Below are 17507 nucleotides of genomic sequence, written 5' to 3' on the forward strand. Positions count from 1 at the left end.
GCGGAGCGCCCCGGTAGCCTTGCCGCCCGTGACCGCAACCCTCATCTGGATCCTCGTCGCGCTCATCGCGATCGGCCTCTACCTCAGCTGGACCGCGGGCCGCCTCGACCGGCTGCACGCCCGGATCGACGCGGCACGGGCCGCGCTGGACGCGCAGTTGCTGCGCCGCGCCTCGGTGACCCAGGAACTGGCCACCTCGGGCGTACTCGATCCGGCCGCCTCGATCGTCCTGTACGAGGCCGCGCACGCCGCCAGGCAGGCAGAGGATGAGCAGCGGGAGGTCGCCGAGAGCGACCTGAGCCAGGCCCTGCGGGCGGTGTTCGCCGAGTCCGCGCAGGTGGAGGCCGTAGGCGAGGCACCCGGGGGCGAGGAGGCCGCCCGCGAACTGACCGAGGCGGTCCGCCGAGTACCGATGGCCCGGCGCTTCCACAACGACGCCGTACGCGCGGCCCGGGCCCTGCGGCGGCACCGCAAGGTGCGCTGGTTCCGGCTGGCCGGACACGCGCCGTTCCCGATGGCCTTCGAGATGGACGACGAACCGCCGGCCGCCCTCGGGGACCGCGCGGCCTAGGCACCGTGCGGAGGGGCGCGCCCCGAAAACGATCCACCGCCTCCCCATTGGCCCTTGAAGTGGCCCCCATCTCTCCCGTTTCCTCAAGGCTGCAGAAACCCTCTTTCACTTCAGTGAGGTCACCCGTGTCCAGCACGCTCTCCGAAAACCAGACCCCCGAGACCGGCACCGCGCGCGTGAAGCGCGGCATGGCCGAGCAGCTCAAGGGCGGCGTGATCATGGACGTCGTCACGCCGGAGCAGGCGAAGATCGCCGAGGATGCGGGCGCCGTCGCCGTCATGGCCCTGGAGCGGGTCCCCGCCGACATCCGCAAGGACGGCGGCGTCGCCCGGATGTCCGACCCGGACATGATCGAAGGCATCATCGACGCCGTCTCGATCCCGGTCATGGCCAAGTCCCGTATCGGCCACTTCGTCGAGGCCCAGGTCCTGCAGTCCCTCGGCGTCGACTACATCGACGAGTCCGAGGTCCTCACCCCGGCCGACGAGGTCAACCACTCCGACAAGTGGGCGTTCACCACCCCCTTCGTCTGCGGTGCCACCAACCTCGGTGAGGCCCTGCGCCGTATCGCCGAGGGCGCCGCCATGATCCGCTCCAAGGGCGAGGCCGGCACCGGCAACGTCGTCGAGGCCGTCCGCCACCTGCGCCAGATCAAGAACGAGATCGCCAAGCTGCGCGGCTTCGACAACAACGAGCTGTACGCCGCGGCCAAGGAGCTGCGCGCCCCGTACGAGCTCGTCAGGGAGGTCTCCGAGCTCGGCAAGCTCCCGGTGGTCCTGTTCTCCGCGGGTGGCGTCGCCACCCCCGCCGACGCGGCCCTGATGCGCCAGCTCGGCGCCGAGGGCGTGTTCGTCGGCTCCGGCATCTTCAAGTCCGGCGACCCGGCCAAGCGCGCCGCCGCCATCGTCAAGGCGACCACCTTCTACGACGACCCGAAGATCATCGCGGACGCGTCCCGCAACCTCGGCGAGGCCATGGTCGGCATCAACTGCGACACCCTCCCCGAGGCCGAGCGCTACGCCAACCGCGGCTGGTAACCACCTCATGAGCCACGAAGCCCCTGTCATAGGAGTCCTGGCCCTCCAGGGCGACGTACGGGAGCACCTCATCGCCCTGGCCGCGGCCGACGCCGTGGCCAGGCCGGTGCGGCGCCCCGAGGAACTCGCCGAGGTCGACGGCCTCGTCATCCCCGGCGGCGAGTCCACGACCATCTCCAAGCTGGCCGTCCTCTTCGGCGTCATGGAGCCGCTACGCGCGCGCGTGCAGGGCGGCATGCCCGTCTACGGCACCTGCGCGGGCATGATCATGCTCGCCGACAAGATCCTCGACCCGCGCTCGGGCCAGGAGACGATCGGCGGCATCGACATGATCGTGCGCCGCAACGCCTTCGGACGTCAGAACGAGTCCTTCGAGGCGGCGGTCGACATCAAGGGCGTGGACGGCGATCCTGTGGAGGGTGTTTTCATCCGCGCCCCCTGGGTCGAGTCCGTCGGCGCCGAGACCGAGGTGCTCGCCGAACACGACGGCCACATCGTCGCGGTCCGCCAGGGCAACGCGCTCGCCACGTCGTTCCATCCGGAACTGACCGGCGACCACCGCGTGCACTCCCTGTTCGTCGACATGGTGCGCGCCAACCGGACGGCGGAGTCCTTGTAGGATCTCAGGCGTTCGTTGTAGAGATGGGTTACGCGAAGGAGACAGGCAGATGTCCGGCCACTCTAAATGGGCCACGACGAAGCACAAGAAGGCCGTGATCGATGCCAAGCGCGGCAAGCTCTTCGCGAAGCTGATCAAGAACATCGAGGTCGCGGCGCGCATGGGCGGCGTGGACCTCGACGGCAACCCGACACTCTACGACGCCGTGCAGAAGGCGAAGAAGTCGTCGGTCCCGAACAAGAACATCGACTCCGCGATCAAGCGCGGTGGCGGCCTCGAGGCCGGTGGCGCCGACTACGAGACGATCATGTACGAGGGCTACGGCCCGAACGGCGTCGCGGTGCTCATCGAGTGCCTCACCGACAACCGCAACCGCGCCGCCTCCGACGTCCGCGTCGCGATGACCCGCAACGGCGGCTCCATGGCCGACCCGGGCTCGGTGTCGTACCTCTTCAACCGCAAGGGCGTCGTCATCGTCCCCAAGGGCGAGCTGGCCGAGGACGACGTCCTCACCGCCGTCCTGGACGCGGGCGCCGAGGAGGTCAACGACCTGGGCGAGTCCTTCGAGGTGCTCAGCGAGGCCACCGACCTGGTCGCCGTCCGCACGGCCCTGCAGGACGCCGGGATCGACTACGACTCCGCTGAGGCCAACTTCGTCCCGACCATGCAGGTCGAGCTGGACGAGGAGGGCGCCAAGAAGATCTTCAAGCTGATCGACGCGCTCGAGGACAGCGACGACGTGCAGAACGTCTTCGCCAACTTCGATGTCAGCGACGAGATCATGGAGAAGGTCGACGCCTAGCGCTGCCGCGAGTTCGGCGGACTCAAGGCTCAACGGGCCGACGGGACACACCCCGTCGGCCCGTCGCTTTGTCAGTGGTACCGGATAGCCTGCACAAACTGGGGGCACCTGCCAGCGGTAGCTGGGGGAGATCGAAGGGAGCGGCGCGTGCGTGTACTGGGGGTGGACCCCGGACTGACCCGGTGCGGTGTCGGTGTCGTCGAGGGCGTTCCCGGACGACCGTTGACGATGCTCGGCGTCGGTGTCGTACGGACACCCGCGGACGCCGAGTTGGGGCTGCGCCTCGTCGCGATCGAGCAGGGCGTCGAGGCGTGGCTGGACGAACACCGGCCCGAATTCGTCGCCGTGGAGCGGGTGTTCAGCCAGCACAACGTCCGTACGGTGATGGGCACCGCCCAGGCCGGCGCCGTCGCCATGCTGTGCGCCGCCCGCCGCGGCATCCCCGTCGCCCTGCACACCCCCAGCGAGGTCAAGGCCGCCGTCACCGGCGGTGGCCGCGCCGACAAGGCACAGGTGGGCGCCATGATCACGCGTCTGCTCCGGCTCGACGCACCTCCCAAGCCGGCCGACGCCGCCGACGCCCTCGCGCTCGCCATCTGCCACATCTGGCGCGCCCCCGCCCAGAGCCGCCTCCAGCAGGCTGTCGCCCAGAACCGGCTGCAGCAGGCCGTCGCCCAGCACGCAGCGAAGACTTCGCACGCATCGAAAGGCCGTACCGCATGATCGCCTTCGTCAGCGGCCCGGTCGCCGCCCTCGCCCCCGACTCCGCGGTGGTCGAGGTGGGCGGCATCGGCATCGCCGTCCAGTGCACGCCCAACACGCTCTCCGGGCTGCGCATGGGCCAGCAGACCAAGCTGGCCACGTCCCTGGTCGTCCGCGAGGACTCGCTGACCCTGTACGGCTTCGCCGACGACGACGAGCGCCAGACCTTCGAACTGCTCCAGACCGCCAGCGGCGTCGGCCCCCGCCTGGCCCAGGCCATGCTGGCGGTCCATACTCCGGACACGCTGCGCCGGGCCGTCTCCACCGGCGACGAGAAGGCGCTCACCGCCGTCCCCGGCATCGGCAAGAAGGGCGCCCAGAAGCTGCTCATCGAGCTGAAGGACCGCCTCGGCGAACCCCTCGGCGCCCCCGCCGTCGGTACGGCCGTCACCAGCGGCTGGCGCGACCAGCTGCACGCCGCCCTGATCGGCCTCGGCTACGCGACCCGCGAGGCCGACGAGGCCGTCGCCGCGGTGGCTCCCCAGGCCGAGGCCGCCGAGGGCACACCCCAGGTGGGCCACCTGCTGAGAGCGGCCCTGCAGACCCTGAACCGGGCCCGCTGACCCGCCCCAGGCCGAACCCACCGACCCGCCCGCGCCACCAAGAGACCTCGAGGCACACTCCATGAACTGGGACGACACGACCGACACCCCCGCCGGAGAGCGGCTGGTGGGCTCTGTCGCCGACCGTGAGGACCAGGCCGTCGAGGCCGCCCTGCGCCCCAAGGACCTGGACGAGTTCATCGGCCAGGAGAAGGTCCGCGAGCAGCTCGACCTCGTCCTGCGCGCCGCACGCGCGCGGGGCGCCACCGCCGACCATGTGCTGCTCTCCGGCGCCCCCGGCCTCGGCAAGACCACCCTCTCGATGATCATCGCGGCCGAGATGGGCGCCCCGATCCGCATCACCAGCGGCCCCGCCATCCAGCACGCCGGTGACCTCGCCGCGATCCTCTCCTCCCTCCAGGAGGGCGAGGTCCTCTTCCTCGACGAGATCCACCGCATGTCCCGGCCCGCCGAGGAGATGCTGTACATGGCGATGGAGGACTTCCGCGTCGACGTCATCGTCGGCAAGGGACCGGGGGCCACCGCCATCCCCCTGGAGCTGCCCCCGTTCACCCTGGTCGGCGCCACCACGCGCGCGGGCCTGCTGCCGCCCCCGCTGCGCGACCGCTTCGGCTTCACCGCCCACATGGAGTTCTACGAACCCGTCGAGTTGGAACGTGTCATCCACCGTTCCGCGAACCTGCTCGACGTCGAGATCGAGGCCGACGGCGCCGCCGAGATCGCCGGCCGCTCCCGCGGGACGCCCCGCATCGCCAACCGCCTGCTGCGCCGGGTGCGCGACTACGCGCAGGTCAAGGCGGACGGCATCATCACACGCGGCATCGCACAGGCCGCCCTCGCGGTCTACGAGGTCGACGCCCGGGGCCTGGACCGCCTCGACCGCGCCGTCCTGGAGGCCCTGCTCAAGCTGTTCGGCGGCGGACCCGTGGGCCTGTCCACGCTCGCCGTCGCGGTGGGGGAGGAGCGCGAGACCGTCGAAGAGGTCGCCGAGCCCTTCCTCGTACGGGAGGGCCTGCTGGCACGCACCCCGCGCGGCCGTGTCGGCACCCCCGCCGCATGGGCGCATCTCGGCCTCACCCCGCCCCGCTCGTCAACGGCGGGAAACGGACAACAGGACCTGTTCGGGGCGTGACGGCGCCATGACGGCGAAGGCATTGGCCGGACCAGGAACCCCGGTGCCATGCTGAGCGTTGTTCCATGCGCGCGGACTCGCTTAGACTCCGCCGATGCCGCCTTTGTAGGCGGCACACATACCCCCAACCATCAGGCCGCTCACCATCGCGGTCGTGTGAAGGAAGTTCCGACCCGTGAGTCTCGTGACCCTCCTCCCGTTCATCGTGCTCATCGGGGCCATGTTCCTGATGACCCGCTCGGCCAAGAAGAAGCAGCAGCAGGCCGCGCAAATGCGGAACGACATGCAGCCCGGCAGCGGCGTCCGCACCATCGGGGGCATGTACGCGACGGTCAAGGAGGTCAACGAGGACACGGTCCTCCTTGACGCCGGCCCGGGCGTGGACCTCCTCTTCGCCAAGAACGCGATCGGTGCCGTCCTCTCCGACGACGAGTACAACCGCATCGTGCACGGCATCGAGCACGACCTGAAGTCCGACGTCGTCCCGGACGACGCCTCCTCCCTCACCGAGCCCGACGAGTCCGCCGACGCTGCCGCCGCTTCCGACGAGAAGGCCGTCGACCTCGGCAAGAAGGACGAGGCCGAGGAGCCCTCCGAGGAGGTCCCGGCCGCCGAGGCGAAGACGGACGACGAGCCGAAGAAGACCGACGGCGACTCCGACGCGAAGTAGTCACGTCCCGGGGTGATGCGGGGCACACCCGCGTACCCCGGGACATGCTGATCTCGCACGGGATCCCGACACCATGTCATGGCCGCCCGCCCGCAGACCCGGCGCGAGGCGGCCCGAGAGGGAGTACGAGAAGGTGGCAGCACCTAAGAAGGGCCGGAGCGCGAGCGCCCAGAGCAAGCCATGGCGCTCGCTGGCCCTCATCCTGATCGCCATCGTGGGACTCACCGCGGGGATGTTCGCCTCCGGTGAGACCACGCCGCGTCTCGGCATCGACCTGGCCGGTGGTACGAGCATCACGCTCAAGGCGGTCCCCGAGGCCGGCCAGGAATCCGCGATCAACAAGACCAACATGGACACCGCGGTCGAGATCATGGAACGCCGTGTCAATGGTCTCGGTGTCTCGGAGTCCGAGGTTCAGACCCAGGGCGACAGCAACATCATCGTCAACATCCCCAAGGGCACGAACTCCAAGGAAGCGCGCGACCAGGTCGGCACCACGGCCAAGCTCTACTTCCGCCCGGTGATCGCCACCGAGGTCTCCGGCGCCGCCGTGACGCCCAGCCCGTCGCCGAGTGCCTCCGGCAGCGGCTCGGACAAGGCCACCGACAAGGCGACCTCCTCACCGTCCCCCTCCGCCACCCCGTCGGAGACCCCGACCTCGCAGGGCCGTGCGGTCACCGACGCCCTGAAGGCCGACGCCACGCCGTCCACCAGCGCCTCCCCGTCCCCGAGCGGCAGCCCCTCCGGCGACGCGGCGACCGGCAAGCTGGAAGCGGAGTACGTCGCCCTCAACTGCGCCGACGAGAAGGCCCGTGCCCAGGCAGGCAAGGGCGCCAAGCCCGCTGACCCGACCGTGGCCTGCGGCAAGAACGCCCAGGACCAGTGGCAGAAGTACATCCTCGGCCCCGCGGAGGTCGACGGCACCGACGTCGAGAAGGCTCAGGCCGTCATCAACCAGACGACCGGCGCCGGCTGGACCGTCACCATGGAGTTCACGAACAAGGGCGCCAAGAAGTTCGCCGACATCACCGGCAAGCTGGCCCAGAACCAGCAGCCGCAGAACCAGTTCGCCATCGTCCTCGACGGCGAGGTCGTCTCCGACCCGTCCGTCAGCCAGGCGCTGACCGGCGGCAACGCCGAGATCTCCGGCAACTTCAACCAGGAGTCGGCCCAGAGCCTGGCCAACATGCTGTCGTACGGCGCCCTGCCGCTGACCTTCCGCGAGGACAGCGTCACCACGGTGACCGCCGCGCTCGGCGGTGAGCAGCTCAAGGCCGGTCTGATCGCGGGTGCGATCGGTCTCGCCCTGGTCGTCATCTACCTGCTGGTCTACTACCGCGGCCTGGCGCTCATCGCCATCGCCTCGCTGTTGGTCTCCGCGGCCCTCACCTACCTGCTCATGTCGCTGCTCGGCCCGGCCATCGGCTTCGCGCTGAACCTGCCGGCCGTGTGCGGCGCCATCGTCGCGATCGGCATCACGGCGGACTCGTTCATCGTGTACTTCGAACGCGTCCGTGACGAGATCCGCGAGGGCCGCACCCTCCGCCCCGCCGTCGAGCGGGCCTGGCCGCGCGCCCGGCGCACCATCCTGGTCTCCGACTTCGTGTCGTTCCTCGCCGCAGCGGTGCTGTTCGTCGTCACCGTCGGCAAGGTCCAGGGCTTCGCGTTCACGCTCGGCCTGACCACCCTGCTCGACGTGGTCGTGGTGTTCCTGTTCACCAAGCCGCTGCTGACGATCCTGGGCCGCAGCAAGTTCTTCGCGAGCGGCCACAGCTGGTCCGGCCTCGATCCCCAGCGCCTGGGTGCCAAGCCTCCGTTGCGCCGCACTCGCCGTCCCTCCGCCCCCGTCGAGACCAAGGAGGCGTGAGATGTCGAAGCTCGGCAACCTCGGCGCCCGACTGCACCGTGGCGAGGTCGGCTACGACTTCGTCGGCAACCGCAAGATCTGGTACGGCATCTCGATCCTGATCACCATCACGGCCATCGTCGGCCTGGCGGTGCGCGGCCTGAACATGGGCATCGAGTTCCAGGGCGGAGCCGTCTTCACCACCCCGAAGACCAGCGTCTCGGTGTCCCAGGCACAGGAGTACGCGGAAGAGGCCTCCGGCCACGACGCGATCGTCCAGAAGCTCGGCAACGGCTCCCTGCGCATCCAGGTCTCGGGCATCGAGACCAGCCAGGCCGACCGTGTCTCGGCACAGCTGGCCGACGATCTGAACGTCGCGGAGAAGGACGTCACCGGTGAGCTGGTCGGCCCCAGCTGGGGTGAGCAGATCGCCAACAAGGCCTGGCAGGGCCTCGGCATCTTCCTGGTCCTCGTGGTGATCTATCTGGCGATCGCGTTCGAGTGGCGTATGGCGGTCGCCGCGTTCGTCGCCCTGATCCACGACATCACCATCACCGTCGGCATCTACGCCCTCGTCGGCTTCGAGGTCACGCCAGGCACGGTGATCGGTCTGCTGACCATCCTCGGTTACTCGCTCTACGACACGGTCGTCGTCTTCGACAGCCTCAAGGAGCAGACCAAGGACATCACCAAGCAGACCCGCTGGACCTACAGCGACATCGCCAACCGCTCCATCAACAGCACCCTGGTCCGCTCCATCAACACCACGGTGGTCGCGCTGCTGCCGGTGGCGGGCCTGCTGTTCATCGGTGGCGGTTTCCTCGGCGCGGGCATGCTCAACGACATCTCGCTGTCGCTGTTCGTCGGCCTCGCGGCCGGTGCGTACTCCTCGATCTTCATCGCCACACCGCTGGTCGCCGACCTCAAGGAGGCCGAGCCGCAGATGAAGGCGCTGAGGAAGCGGGTGCTCGCCAAGCGGGCGCAGGCCGCGACGAAGGGCGAGGCCCTGGACGCCCCGGTCACCGACGAGCCGCTCGACGACGAGCCGGAGGACGCAGCCGCGGTCGTCGGCCCGCGCAGCCAGCCCGCGTCCCGCGGTCGGGGCCGTGGCCGACCGTCGGGGAAGCGCCGATGACCGAGCTCACAGACATCACGACACTGCTGCTCAGCCGTATCCGTGACGTAGCCGACTACCCGGAGCCGGGAGTGATGTTCAAGGACATCACCCCGCTCCTGGCGGACCCGGCGGCGTTCACGGCGCTGACCGACGCGCTGGCCGAGATCGCCGGCGGCACCGGCGCCACGAAGATCGTCGGCCTGGAGGCCCGCGGCTTCATCCTCGGCGCCCCGGTCGCCGTCCGCGCAGGCGTCGGCTTCATCCCCGTACGCAAGGCGGGCAAGCTCCCCGGAGCCACCCTCAGCCAGGCGTACGACCTGGAGTACGGCTCGGCGGAGATCGAGGTCCACGCCGAGGACCTGACAGCCGGCGACCGCGTCCTGGTCATCGACGACGTCCTCGCCACCGGCGGCACGGCGGAGGCCTCCCTCCAGCTGATCCGCAGGGCGGGCGCCGAGGTCGCGGGCCTCGCCGTCCTCATGGAGCTCGGCTTCCTCGGCGGCCGGGCCCGCCTGGAACCGTCCCTGGCCGGGGCCCCGCTGGAGTCCCTGCTCACCATCTGAACGACCCGCTCCCATGCCGCGCGCCTCTCCACGAGGCGCGCGGCATGCGTGTGTCCGGGCGGGACTTACGGTGGCTGCGCGTGACGTGGCACGAGGTGTGGAGGTATACGGCGACCACGTACGCGGGGCGAGAGAGAGCCGAACGTCGCCGTGCACGCCCGTACGGGCTGTGGCCCCGGAAGAAGCCCCGGCGCAAGGTGCGCGTCCGCTCGCGGGCGGGCGGCGTCCCGTGGCGCGGTGCAGCCATGCGGACCGAGCGGCTCCGCTCGGCGCGCCGGGGCGACGGGCACGCAGCTGTGCTGACCGGACGCCACCGGCGAGAGGTATGCCAAGGCCCGGTGGGAGTTCGCGGCGTCCCACCGCGGCGTCGTAGCCCCCGTGGACCGCGCGGCTTCGCTCGGAGCCGCGCCGAAGGCCTGGTCGGCGTACCTCGCAGGCATCAGCGCCGCGACCCGGCGGGAAGCCGACCACGCCGCCTCACTGATCGGCGGAATCATGAATTCCGCACCTGCACCACCTCGCGGGACGCCACCACGCCGTCCCCCTGCCCCGCACACCGAAGGCAAACCACGTGACAGGCCTGCGAAAGCTGCGCGCCACCCCCAGGACACCGCCACGACAGCCCGGAGGAATCCCGACGGCAGCCCCTCGCGTTTCTCCGGTAGACGGCCCTCACATCGGCCTGAAGGCGATCCTGGGGCGCAGGATCGCTACCATGGGATCTCCGGAGCCTGACCGGGGGACCCGGATCGCGCACGAGGAGCCCTCTTGCCAGACGAGGCCCAGCACCTGACCGCCGCAAAGCCCGAGTCCGCCTCGGCGCCCGCGGCGAAGCCCGCGCCGAACGCGTCGACCGCGAAGAACGACGCCCGCGGGCCGGTCGAGCACGCCCAGTCCGCGCCCGTCGGCAAGTCGGCAGAGGAGTCGCGCCCCAAGCCCGCTCCGCCCGAGCGCCCCGCGCCCCAGCCACCCACGGTCCGCCAGCCCGCCGGCCAGCCCCCGCGCTCCGGCTCCTCCAACCGCGTCCGCGCCCGCCTCGCCCGCCTCGGCGTCCAGCGCTCCAACCCGTACAACCCGGTCCTGGAGCCGCTGCTGCGGATAGTGCGCAGCAACGACCCGAAGATCGAGACCGCGACCCTCCGCCAGATCGAGAAGGCGTACCAGGTCGCCGAGCGCTGGCACCGCGGCCAGAAGCGCAAGAGCGGCGACCCGTACATCACGCACCCGCTCGCCGTCACCACCATCCTCGCCGAGCTGGGCATGGATCCGGCCACCCTGATGGCGGGCCTCCTGCACGACACCGTCGAGGACACCGAGTACGGCCTCGACCAGCTCCGCCGCGACTTCGGCGACAGCGTCGCCCTGCTCGTCGACGGCGTCACCAAGCTGGACAAGGTCAAGTTCGGCGAGGCCGCGCAGGCCGAGACCGTACGCAAGATGGTCGTCGCCATGGCCAAGGATCCGCGCGTCCTGGTCATCAAGCTCGCCGACCGCCTGCACAACATGCGCACCATGCGCTACCTCAAGCGCGAGAAGCAGGAGAAGAAGGCGCGCGAGACCCTCGAGATCTACGCGCCCCTCGCCCACCGCCTCGGCATGAACACCATCAAGTGGGAGCTGGAGGACCTCGCCTTCGCGATCCTCTACCCCAAGATGTACGACGAGATCGTACGGCTGGTGGCCGAGCGGGCGCCGAAGCGTGACGAGTACCTGGCCATAGTGACCGACGAGGTCCAGCAGGACCTGCGCGCCGCCCGCATCAAGGCGACCGTCACCGGCAGACCGAAGCACTACTACAGCGTCTACCAGAAGATGATCGTCCGCGGCCGTGACTTCGCGGAGATCTACGACCTGGTGGGTATTCGTGTACTTGTCGACACGGTTCGCGACTGTTACGCCGCCCTCGGTACCGTGCACGCGCGATGGAACCCGGTCCCCGGCCGGTTCAAGGACTACATCGCGATGCCCAAGTTCAACATGTACCAGTCGCTGCACACGACGGTCATCGGCCCCAACGGCAAGCCGGTCGAACTCCAGATCCGAACGTTCGACATGCACCGCCGCGCCGAGTACGGCATCGCCGCGCACTGGAAGTACAAGCAGGAAGCCGTCGCCGGCGCCTCCAAGGTCCGCAGCGACGCGCCCAAGTCGTCCGGCAAGGGCAAGGACGACCACCTCAACGACATGGCGTGGCTGCGCCAGCTGCTCGACTGGCAGAAGGAGACCGAGGACCCGGGCGAGTTCCTGGAGTCCCTGCGCTTCGACCTGTCCCGCAACGAGGTCTTCGTCTTCACCCCCAAGGGCGACGTCATAGCGCTGCCGGCCGGGGCCACCCCCGTCGACTTCGCCTACGCCGTCCACACCGAGGTCGGTCACCGCACCATAGGTGCGCGGGTCAACGGCCGTCTCGTACCGCTCGAATCGACCCTGGACAACGGCGACCTGGTGGAGGTCTTCACCTCCAAGGCGTCCGGCGCGGGCCCCTCCCGCGACTGGCTCGGCTTCGTGAAGTCGCCGCGCGCCCGCAACAAGATCCGGGCCTGGTTCTCCAAGGAGCGCCGCGACGAGGCCATCGAGCAGGGCAAGGACGCCATCGCCCGCGCGATGCGCAAACAGAACCTGCCGATCCAGCGCATCCTCACCGGCGACTCCCTCGTCACGCTGGCCCACGAGATGCGCTACCCCGACATCTCGTCCCTGTACGCCGCGATCGGCGAGGGCCATGTAGCCGCGCAGAACGTCGTACAGAAGCTCGTCCAGGCCCTCGGCGGCGAGGAGGCCGCCACCGAGGAGATCGACGAGTCCGTGCCGCCCGCCCGCGGCCGTGGCCGCAAGCGGCGCAGCAGCCAGGACCCCGGCGTAGTGGTCAAGGGCGTCGACGACGTGTGGGTCAAGCTGGCCCGCTGCTGTACGCCCGTACCCGGCGACCCGATCATCGGCTTCGTCACCCGCGGTAGTGGCGTATCGGTTCACCGCAGCGACTGTGTGAACGTGGAGTCACTGTCCCGCGAGCCCGAGCGCATCCTCGAAGTCGAATGGGCGCCCACCCAGTCGTCGGTCTTCCTGGTCGCCATCCAGGTCGAGGCCCTGGACCGTTCCCGCCTCCTGTCGGACGTCACCCGCGTCCTGTCCGACCAGCACGTCAACATCCTCTCCGCGGCCGTCCAGACCTCCCGCGACCGCGTCGCCACCTCCCGCTTCACCTTCGAGATGGGCGACCCGAAGCACCTCGGGCACGTCCTGAAGGCGGTCAGGGGAGTGGAGGGCGTCTACGACGTCTACCGCGTGACGTCGGCGCGCAGCCGCGCGTAAGCACACACATGACAGAGGGGGCGCCCGAGGGCGCCCCCTCTGTGTGTCCGCAGCAGCGTCAGCCGCCGAACTCGTGCAGACCCTTCAGCGCCTGGTCCAGCAGTGCCTGCCGGCCCTCCAGCTCCTTCTCGAGCTTGTCGGCCCTGGCGTTGTTGCCCTGGGCGCGCGCCTGCTCGATCTGGCCCTTCAGCTTGTCCACGGCGGCCTGGAGCTGACCGGTCAGACCCTCGGCACGCGCGCGTGCCTCCGGGTTGGTCCGGCGCCACTCGGTCTCCTCGGCCTCCTGGATGGCCCGCTCCACGGCGTGCATCCGGCCCTCGACCTTCGGGCGGGCGTCCCGCGGGACGTGGCCGATGGCCTCCCAGCGCTCGTTGATCGAGCGGAAGGCGGCCCGCGTGCCCTTCAGGTCGCCGATCGGCAGGAGCCTCTCGGCCTCCTCGGCCAGCTCCTCCTTCAGCTTCAGGTTCTCGGACTGCTCGGCGTCCCGCTCGGCGAAGACCGAGCTGCGGGCGGCGAAGAAGATGTCCTGGGCGCCGCGGAAGCGGTTCCACAGGTCGTCCTCGTGCTCGCGCTGGGCGCGGCCCGCGGCCTTCCACTCCGCCATCAGCTCGCGGTAGCGCGCGGCCGTCGGACCCCAGTCCGTCGAACCGGACAGCGACTCGGCCTCGCCGACCAGCCGTTCCTTGGTCTTGCGGGCCTCCTCGCGCTGCGCGTCCAGCGACGCGAAGTGCGCCTTGCGGCGCTTGGAGAACGCCGACCGGGCGTGCGAGAAGCGGTGCCACAGCTCGTCGTCCGACTTGCGGTCGAGCCGCGGCAGACCCTTCCAGGTGTCCACCAGCGCGCGCAGCCGCTCACCGGCGGCCCGCCACTGGTCGGACTGCGCCAGCTCCTCCGCCTCCACGACCAGAGCCTCCTTGGCGTGGCGCGCCTCGTCGGACTGCTTCGCCCGCTGCTGCTTGCGCTCCTCACGGCGCTTCTCGACGGTCTCCACGAGCTTGTCCAGCCGGACCCTGAGCGCGTCCAGATCGCCGACCGCGTGGTGTGCGTCGACCTGCTCGCGGATGTGGTCGATGGCGGCCTGCGCGTCCTTCGCCGACAGGTCGGTGGTCTTCACTCGCTTCTCGAGGAGGCCGATCTCGACAACCAGGCCCTCGTACTTGCGCTCGAAGTAGGCCAGCGCCTCCTCAGGGGAGCCGGCCTGCCAGGAACCGACGACCTGCTCGCCGTCGGCCGTACGCACGTACACGGTCCCCGTCTCGTCGACGCGGCCCCACGGGTCGCTGCTCACAGCGCCTCCTCCACATGATGCCTGCGTGGGGCTTCAGCACCCCCGGGCATCGTCCACAGTTTCGTCACGGCCAACATAGGCGACCGGCGGGTTGCCTGTCCGCATCCCGCGCGACCGAAATTCCGCAGTTGGGGGTCAGGATTTCGTGACGGTCGCCTTGTTGATCACGACCGTCGCGTTCGGCGCCCCGTCGCCCGCGCCGGTGCTCTCACCAGCGGCGGCGATCTTCTTCAGGACCTCCATGCCGGATTCGGAAACGGTACCGAACGGTGTGTAGCTCGGCGGCAGCTGACTGTCCTGGTAGACCAGGAAGAACTGGCTGCCGCCGGTGTTCGGTCCGGCGTTCGCCATCGCGACCGTGCCCGCCGGGTAGATGTTGTCCTTGAGGCTCTTGTCCTTCAGGTTCTCGTCCGGGATCGAGTACCCCGGGCTGCCACTGCCGGTGCCCGACGGATCGCCGCACTGCAGCACGTAGATGCCGTTCGTGGTGAGGCGGTGGCACTTCGTGTGGTCGAAGTAGCCCTTGCCCGCGAGGAAGTCGAACGAGTTCACGGTGCGCGGCGCCGCCGAAGGCTTCAGCGCCATCTCTATGTCACCGCAGGTCGTCTCGAGCTTCATCGTGTACTTCGCCGACTTGTCGATGGTGACCGCCGGCTCCTTCTTCCAGGTCGCCGTCTCGACCTTCCCGTCCGCGGGCTTCTCGCACGGGTCCGGAGCCTTGCTGGTCGCCTCCGCGCTCGGCGTGACCTCGTTGCCGGCGTTGGCCTTGTCGTCGCCCTTGAGGACGTCCGTCGTGTACAGCGCGAAACTGCCCACGATGACGATGCCGAGCACCGACGCGATCACCGAGTTGCGCATGCGCGCTTTGCGCCTGGCGTCGGTGCGCCGCTGCTGCTGCCGCAAGAACTTCTCCCGGGCGAGCTGACGCCGCCGCTGTTCCTGGCTGACCACCGGGTTCTCTCCTCATGCGTCTTGTGTGTCGACCGGTACGCGTGCGTCCAGTGGGCCGACCGCCTGCGTGTGCCCCGTACCGTATATGGGTTCGCTGAGGAATCGGCAGCGCCGGTAGGCTCTGACCACAGGCGGAGCCCGCCGACAAGCCCACCCGTATCGACACAAACGAAGGACGATCGTGCTCATTGCCGGGTTCCCCGCCGGGGCCTGGGGGACGAACTGTTATCTCGTCGCCCCCGCCGCCGGTGAGGAGTGCGTGATCATCGACCCGGGCCATGAGGCCGCCCAGGGCGTCGAGGAAACGCTGAAGAAGCATCGGCTCAAGCCCGTTGCCGTCGTCCTCACCCATGGCCACCTCGACCATGTGGCCTCGGTCGTCCCGGTGTGCGGCGCACACGATGTACCGGCCTGGATCCACCCCGAGGACCGGTACATGATGAGCGACCCCGAGAAGGCGCTCGGCCGTTCCATCGGGGCGCAGCTGATGGGCGAGCTGACCGTGGGAGAGCCGGACGACGTCAAGGAGCTGACCGACGGTGCGCGGCTGGTGCTCGCGGGACTGGAGTTCTCCGTCGCGCACGCGCCGGGCCATACCAAGGGGTCGGTGACCTTCCGGATGCCCGAGACCGCGGAGATCCCGTCGGTCTTCTTCTCGGGCGATCTGCTGTTCGCCGGCTCCATCGGACGCACCGACCTGCCCGGCGGTGACACGGCCGAGATCCTCGACTCGCTGGCCCGCGTGTGCCTGCCGCTCGACGACTCGACCGTGGTGCTGTCCGGCCACGGCCCCCAGACGACCATCGGCCAGGAGCGCGCCACCAACCCGTACTTGCGGCAGGTGGCCGCCGGCCAGGGAGCGGGATCGAACAGATCGAACACCCCTCCCCGACGAGGAATGTGACGAGAGACCTTCCGTGAGCACCTTCAAGGCCCCCAAGGGCACGTACGACCTGATTCCGCCGGACTCCGCCACATATCTGGCGGTCCGTGAGGCGATCGCGGCCCCGCTGCGCAACTCCGGCTACGGCTACATCGAGACGCCGGGCTTCGAGAGCGTGGAGCTCTTCGCGCGCGGTGTCGGCGAGTCCACCGACATCGTCACCAAGGAGATGTACGCCTTCGAGACCAAGGGCGGCGACCGGCTCGCCCTGCGCCCCGAAGGCACGGCGTCCGTGCTGCGCGCGGCTCTGGAGGCCAACCTGCACAAGGCGGGCAACCTCCCTGTCAAGCTCTGGTACTCGGGCTCGTACTACCGCTACGAGCGCCCGCAGAAGGGCCGTTACAGGCACTTCTCGCAGGTCGGTGCCGAGGCGATCGGCGCCGAGGACCCGGCCCTGGACGCCGAGCTGATCATCCTGGCCGACCAGGCGTACCGCTCGCTGGGCCTGCGCGACTTCCGGATCCTGCTCAACAGCCTGGGCGACAAGGAGTGCCGGCCGGTGTACCGGGAGGCGCTGCAGAACTTCCTGCGCGGCCTGGACCTGGACGAGGACACGCTGCGCCGCGCGGAGATCAACCCGCTGCGGGTCCTGGACGACAAGCGCCAGGACGTCCAGAAGCAGCTGACGGACGCTCCGCTGCTGCGCGACTACCTCTGCGACGCCTGCAAGGCGTACCACGAGGAGGTCCGCGAGCTGATCACCGCGGCGGGCGTCGCCTTCGAGGACGACCCCAAGCTGGTCCGCGGCCTGGACTACTACACCCGTACGACCTTCGAGTTCGTCCACGACGGTCTGGGCTCCCAGTCCGCGGTGGGCGGCGGCGGCCGCTACGACGGCCTGTCGGAGATGATCGGCGGTCCGGCACTCCCGTCCGTGGGCTGGGCGCTCGGCGTCGACCGTACGGTCCTCGCGCTGGAGGCGGAGGGCGTGCAGCTCGAACTCCCGGCGTCCACCAGCGTGTTCGCGGTGCCGCTGGGGGAGGAGGCCCGCCGGGTCCTGTTCGCCAAGGTCACCGAGTTGCGCAAGGTCGGCATCGCGGCCGACTTCTCCTACGGTGGCAAGGGACTCAAGGGCGCCATGAAGAGCGCCAACCGCAGCGGCGCCCGCTACACGATCGTCGCCGGCGAACGCGACCTCGGCGAGGGAGTCGTCCAGCTCAAGGACATGGAGTCCGGCGAGCAGACGGCGATCGGCGTGAACGAGATCGTGGCGGAGCTGGAGTCGAGGCTGGGCTAGTACGTCGATACCGGGCCGGTCACGTCCAGCGTCGCCCCGTGGCGTGCGGCCAGGCGGCGGAGCGCGTTCGGGAGCGAGGCGCCGTCCAGGTCGG

The 17507-nt window shown here is 69.8% G+C and carries 16 protein-coding genes; 14 read left to right on the forward strand and 2 right to left on the reverse strand.

Annotation, left to right across the window (positions count from 1 at the left end):
* Nucleotides 1-28 precede the first annotated feature (28 nt).
* From AQJ91_RS24125 to relA, 12 genes are all read left to right on the forward strand, one after another.
* Nucleotides 29-571, forward strand: a complete 543-nt coding sequence (locus tag AQJ91_RS24125; protein ID WP_067025544.1) for a LemA family protein — start codon at nucleotides 29-31, stop codon at nucleotides 569-571.
* A gap of 125 nt (nucleotides 572-696) precedes the next feature.
* On the forward strand, nucleotides 697-1608 hold the full coding sequence (pdxS, locus tag AQJ91_RS24130; RefSeq protein WP_067025547.1) for a pyridoxal 5'-phosphate synthase lyase subunit PdxS: 912 nt from the start codon (nucleotides 697-699) through the stop codon (nucleotides 1606-1608).
* Between the two features lie 7 nt (nucleotides 1609-1615).
* Nucleotides 1616-2227, forward strand: a complete 612-nt coding sequence (pdxT, locus tag AQJ91_RS24135; protein WP_067025550.1) for a pyridoxal 5'-phosphate synthase glutaminase subunit PdxT — start codon at nucleotides 1616-1618, stop codon at nucleotides 2225-2227.
* 49 nt (nucleotides 2228-2276) lie between these two features.
* Nucleotides 2277-3029, forward strand: a complete 753-nt coding sequence (locus AQJ91_RS24140) for a YebC/PmpR family DNA-binding transcriptional regulator (protein ID WP_067025553.1) — start codon at nucleotides 2277-2279, stop codon at nucleotides 3027-3029.
* A 147-nt stretch (nucleotides 3030-3176) separates the two neighbouring features.
* Entirely contained in the window at nucleotides 3177-3752 is a 576-nt protein-coding gene (ruvC, locus tag AQJ91_RS24145) for a crossover junction endodeoxyribonuclease RuvC (protein ID WP_067025556.1), read from the forward strand.
* Entirely contained in the window at nucleotides 3749-4354 is a 606-nt protein-coding gene (ruvA, locus tag AQJ91_RS24150) for a Holliday junction branch migration protein RuvA (RefSeq protein WP_067025559.1), read from the forward strand. The genes ruvC and ruvA overlap by 4 nt, the downstream gene beginning before the upstream one ends.
* Nucleotides 4355-4415: 61 nt before the next feature.
* Entirely contained in the window at nucleotides 4416-5486 is a 1071-nt protein-coding gene (gene ruvB, locus AQJ91_RS24155; RefSeq protein ID WP_067025562.1) for a Holliday junction branch migration DNA helicase RuvB, read from the forward strand.
* A 175-nt stretch (nucleotides 5487-5661) separates the two neighbouring features.
* Complete coding sequence (gene yajC, locus AQJ91_RS24160; protein ID WP_067025565.1) at nucleotides 5662-6156, forward strand: preprotein translocase subunit YajC; 495 nt, start codon at nucleotides 5662-5664, stop codon at nucleotides 6154-6156.
* Between the two features lie 133 nt (nucleotides 6157-6289).
* Nucleotides 6290-8023, forward strand: coding sequence for a protein translocase subunit SecD (gene secD, locus AQJ91_RS24165; RefSeq protein ID WP_067025568.1), 1734 nt, complete (start codon nucleotides 6290-6292; stop codon nucleotides 8021-8023).
* A 1-nt stretch (nucleotide 8024) separates the two neighbouring features.
* A complete protein-coding gene (gene secF, locus AQJ91_RS24170; protein WP_067025572.1) occupies nucleotides 8025-9137 on the forward strand; it encodes a protein translocase subunit SecF in 1113 nt (370 codons plus the stop codon).
* Nucleotides 9134-9682, forward strand: coding sequence for an adenine phosphoribosyltransferase (locus tag AQJ91_RS24175; RefSeq protein WP_067025575.1), 549 nt, complete (start codon nucleotides 9134-9136; stop codon nucleotides 9680-9682). The genes secF and AQJ91_RS24175 overlap by 4 nt, the downstream gene beginning before the upstream one ends.
* A gap of 768 nt (nucleotides 9683-10450) precedes the next feature.
* Nucleotides 10451-12994 carry a GTP pyrophosphokinase gene (relA, locus tag AQJ91_RS24180; RefSeq protein ID WP_067025578.1) on the forward strand — a complete coding sequence of 848 codons (2544 nt, stop codon included), beginning with the start codon at nucleotides 10451-10453 and terminating at the stop codon, nucleotides 12992-12994.
* Between the two features lie 58 nt (nucleotides 12995-13052).
* Here the strand turns inward: relA and AQJ91_RS24185 are convergent, their stop codons facing one another.
* A complete protein-coding gene (locus AQJ91_RS24185; protein ID WP_067025581.1) occupies nucleotides 13053-14282 on the reverse strand; it encodes a DUF349 domain-containing protein in 1230 nt (409 codons plus the stop codon).
* Nucleotides 14283-14417: 135 nt separating this feature from the next.
* On the reverse strand, nucleotides 14418-15233 hold the full coding sequence (locus AQJ91_RS24190; protein ID WP_067025584.1) for a peptidylprolyl isomerase: 816 nt from the start codon (nucleotides 15231-15233) through the stop codon (nucleotides 14418-14420).
* Between the two features lie 181 nt (nucleotides 15234-15414).
* Between AQJ91_RS24190 and AQJ91_RS24195 the strand changes: the two genes are divergently transcribed.
* Nucleotides 15415-16137: an MBL fold metallo-hydrolase gene (locus tag AQJ91_RS24195; RefSeq protein WP_067025587.1), complete on the forward strand. Its 723-nt coding sequence runs from the start codon at nucleotides 15415-15417 to the stop codon at nucleotides 16135-16137.
* 13 nt (nucleotides 16138-16150) lie between these two features.
* The gene (gene hisS, locus AQJ91_RS24200) at nucleotides 16151-17413 is read left to right on the forward strand and encodes a histidine--tRNA ligase (protein WP_067025590.1); all 1263 of its coding nucleotides are present in this window, start codon (nucleotides 16151-16153) and stop codon (nucleotides 17411-17413) included.
* Nucleotides 17414-17507: the final 94 nt, after the last annotated feature.

This window comes from Streptomyces dysideae (genome assembly GCF_001514305.1).
GTDB lineage: Bacteria > Actinomycetota > Actinomycetes > Streptomycetales > Streptomycetaceae > Streptomyces > Streptomyces dysideae.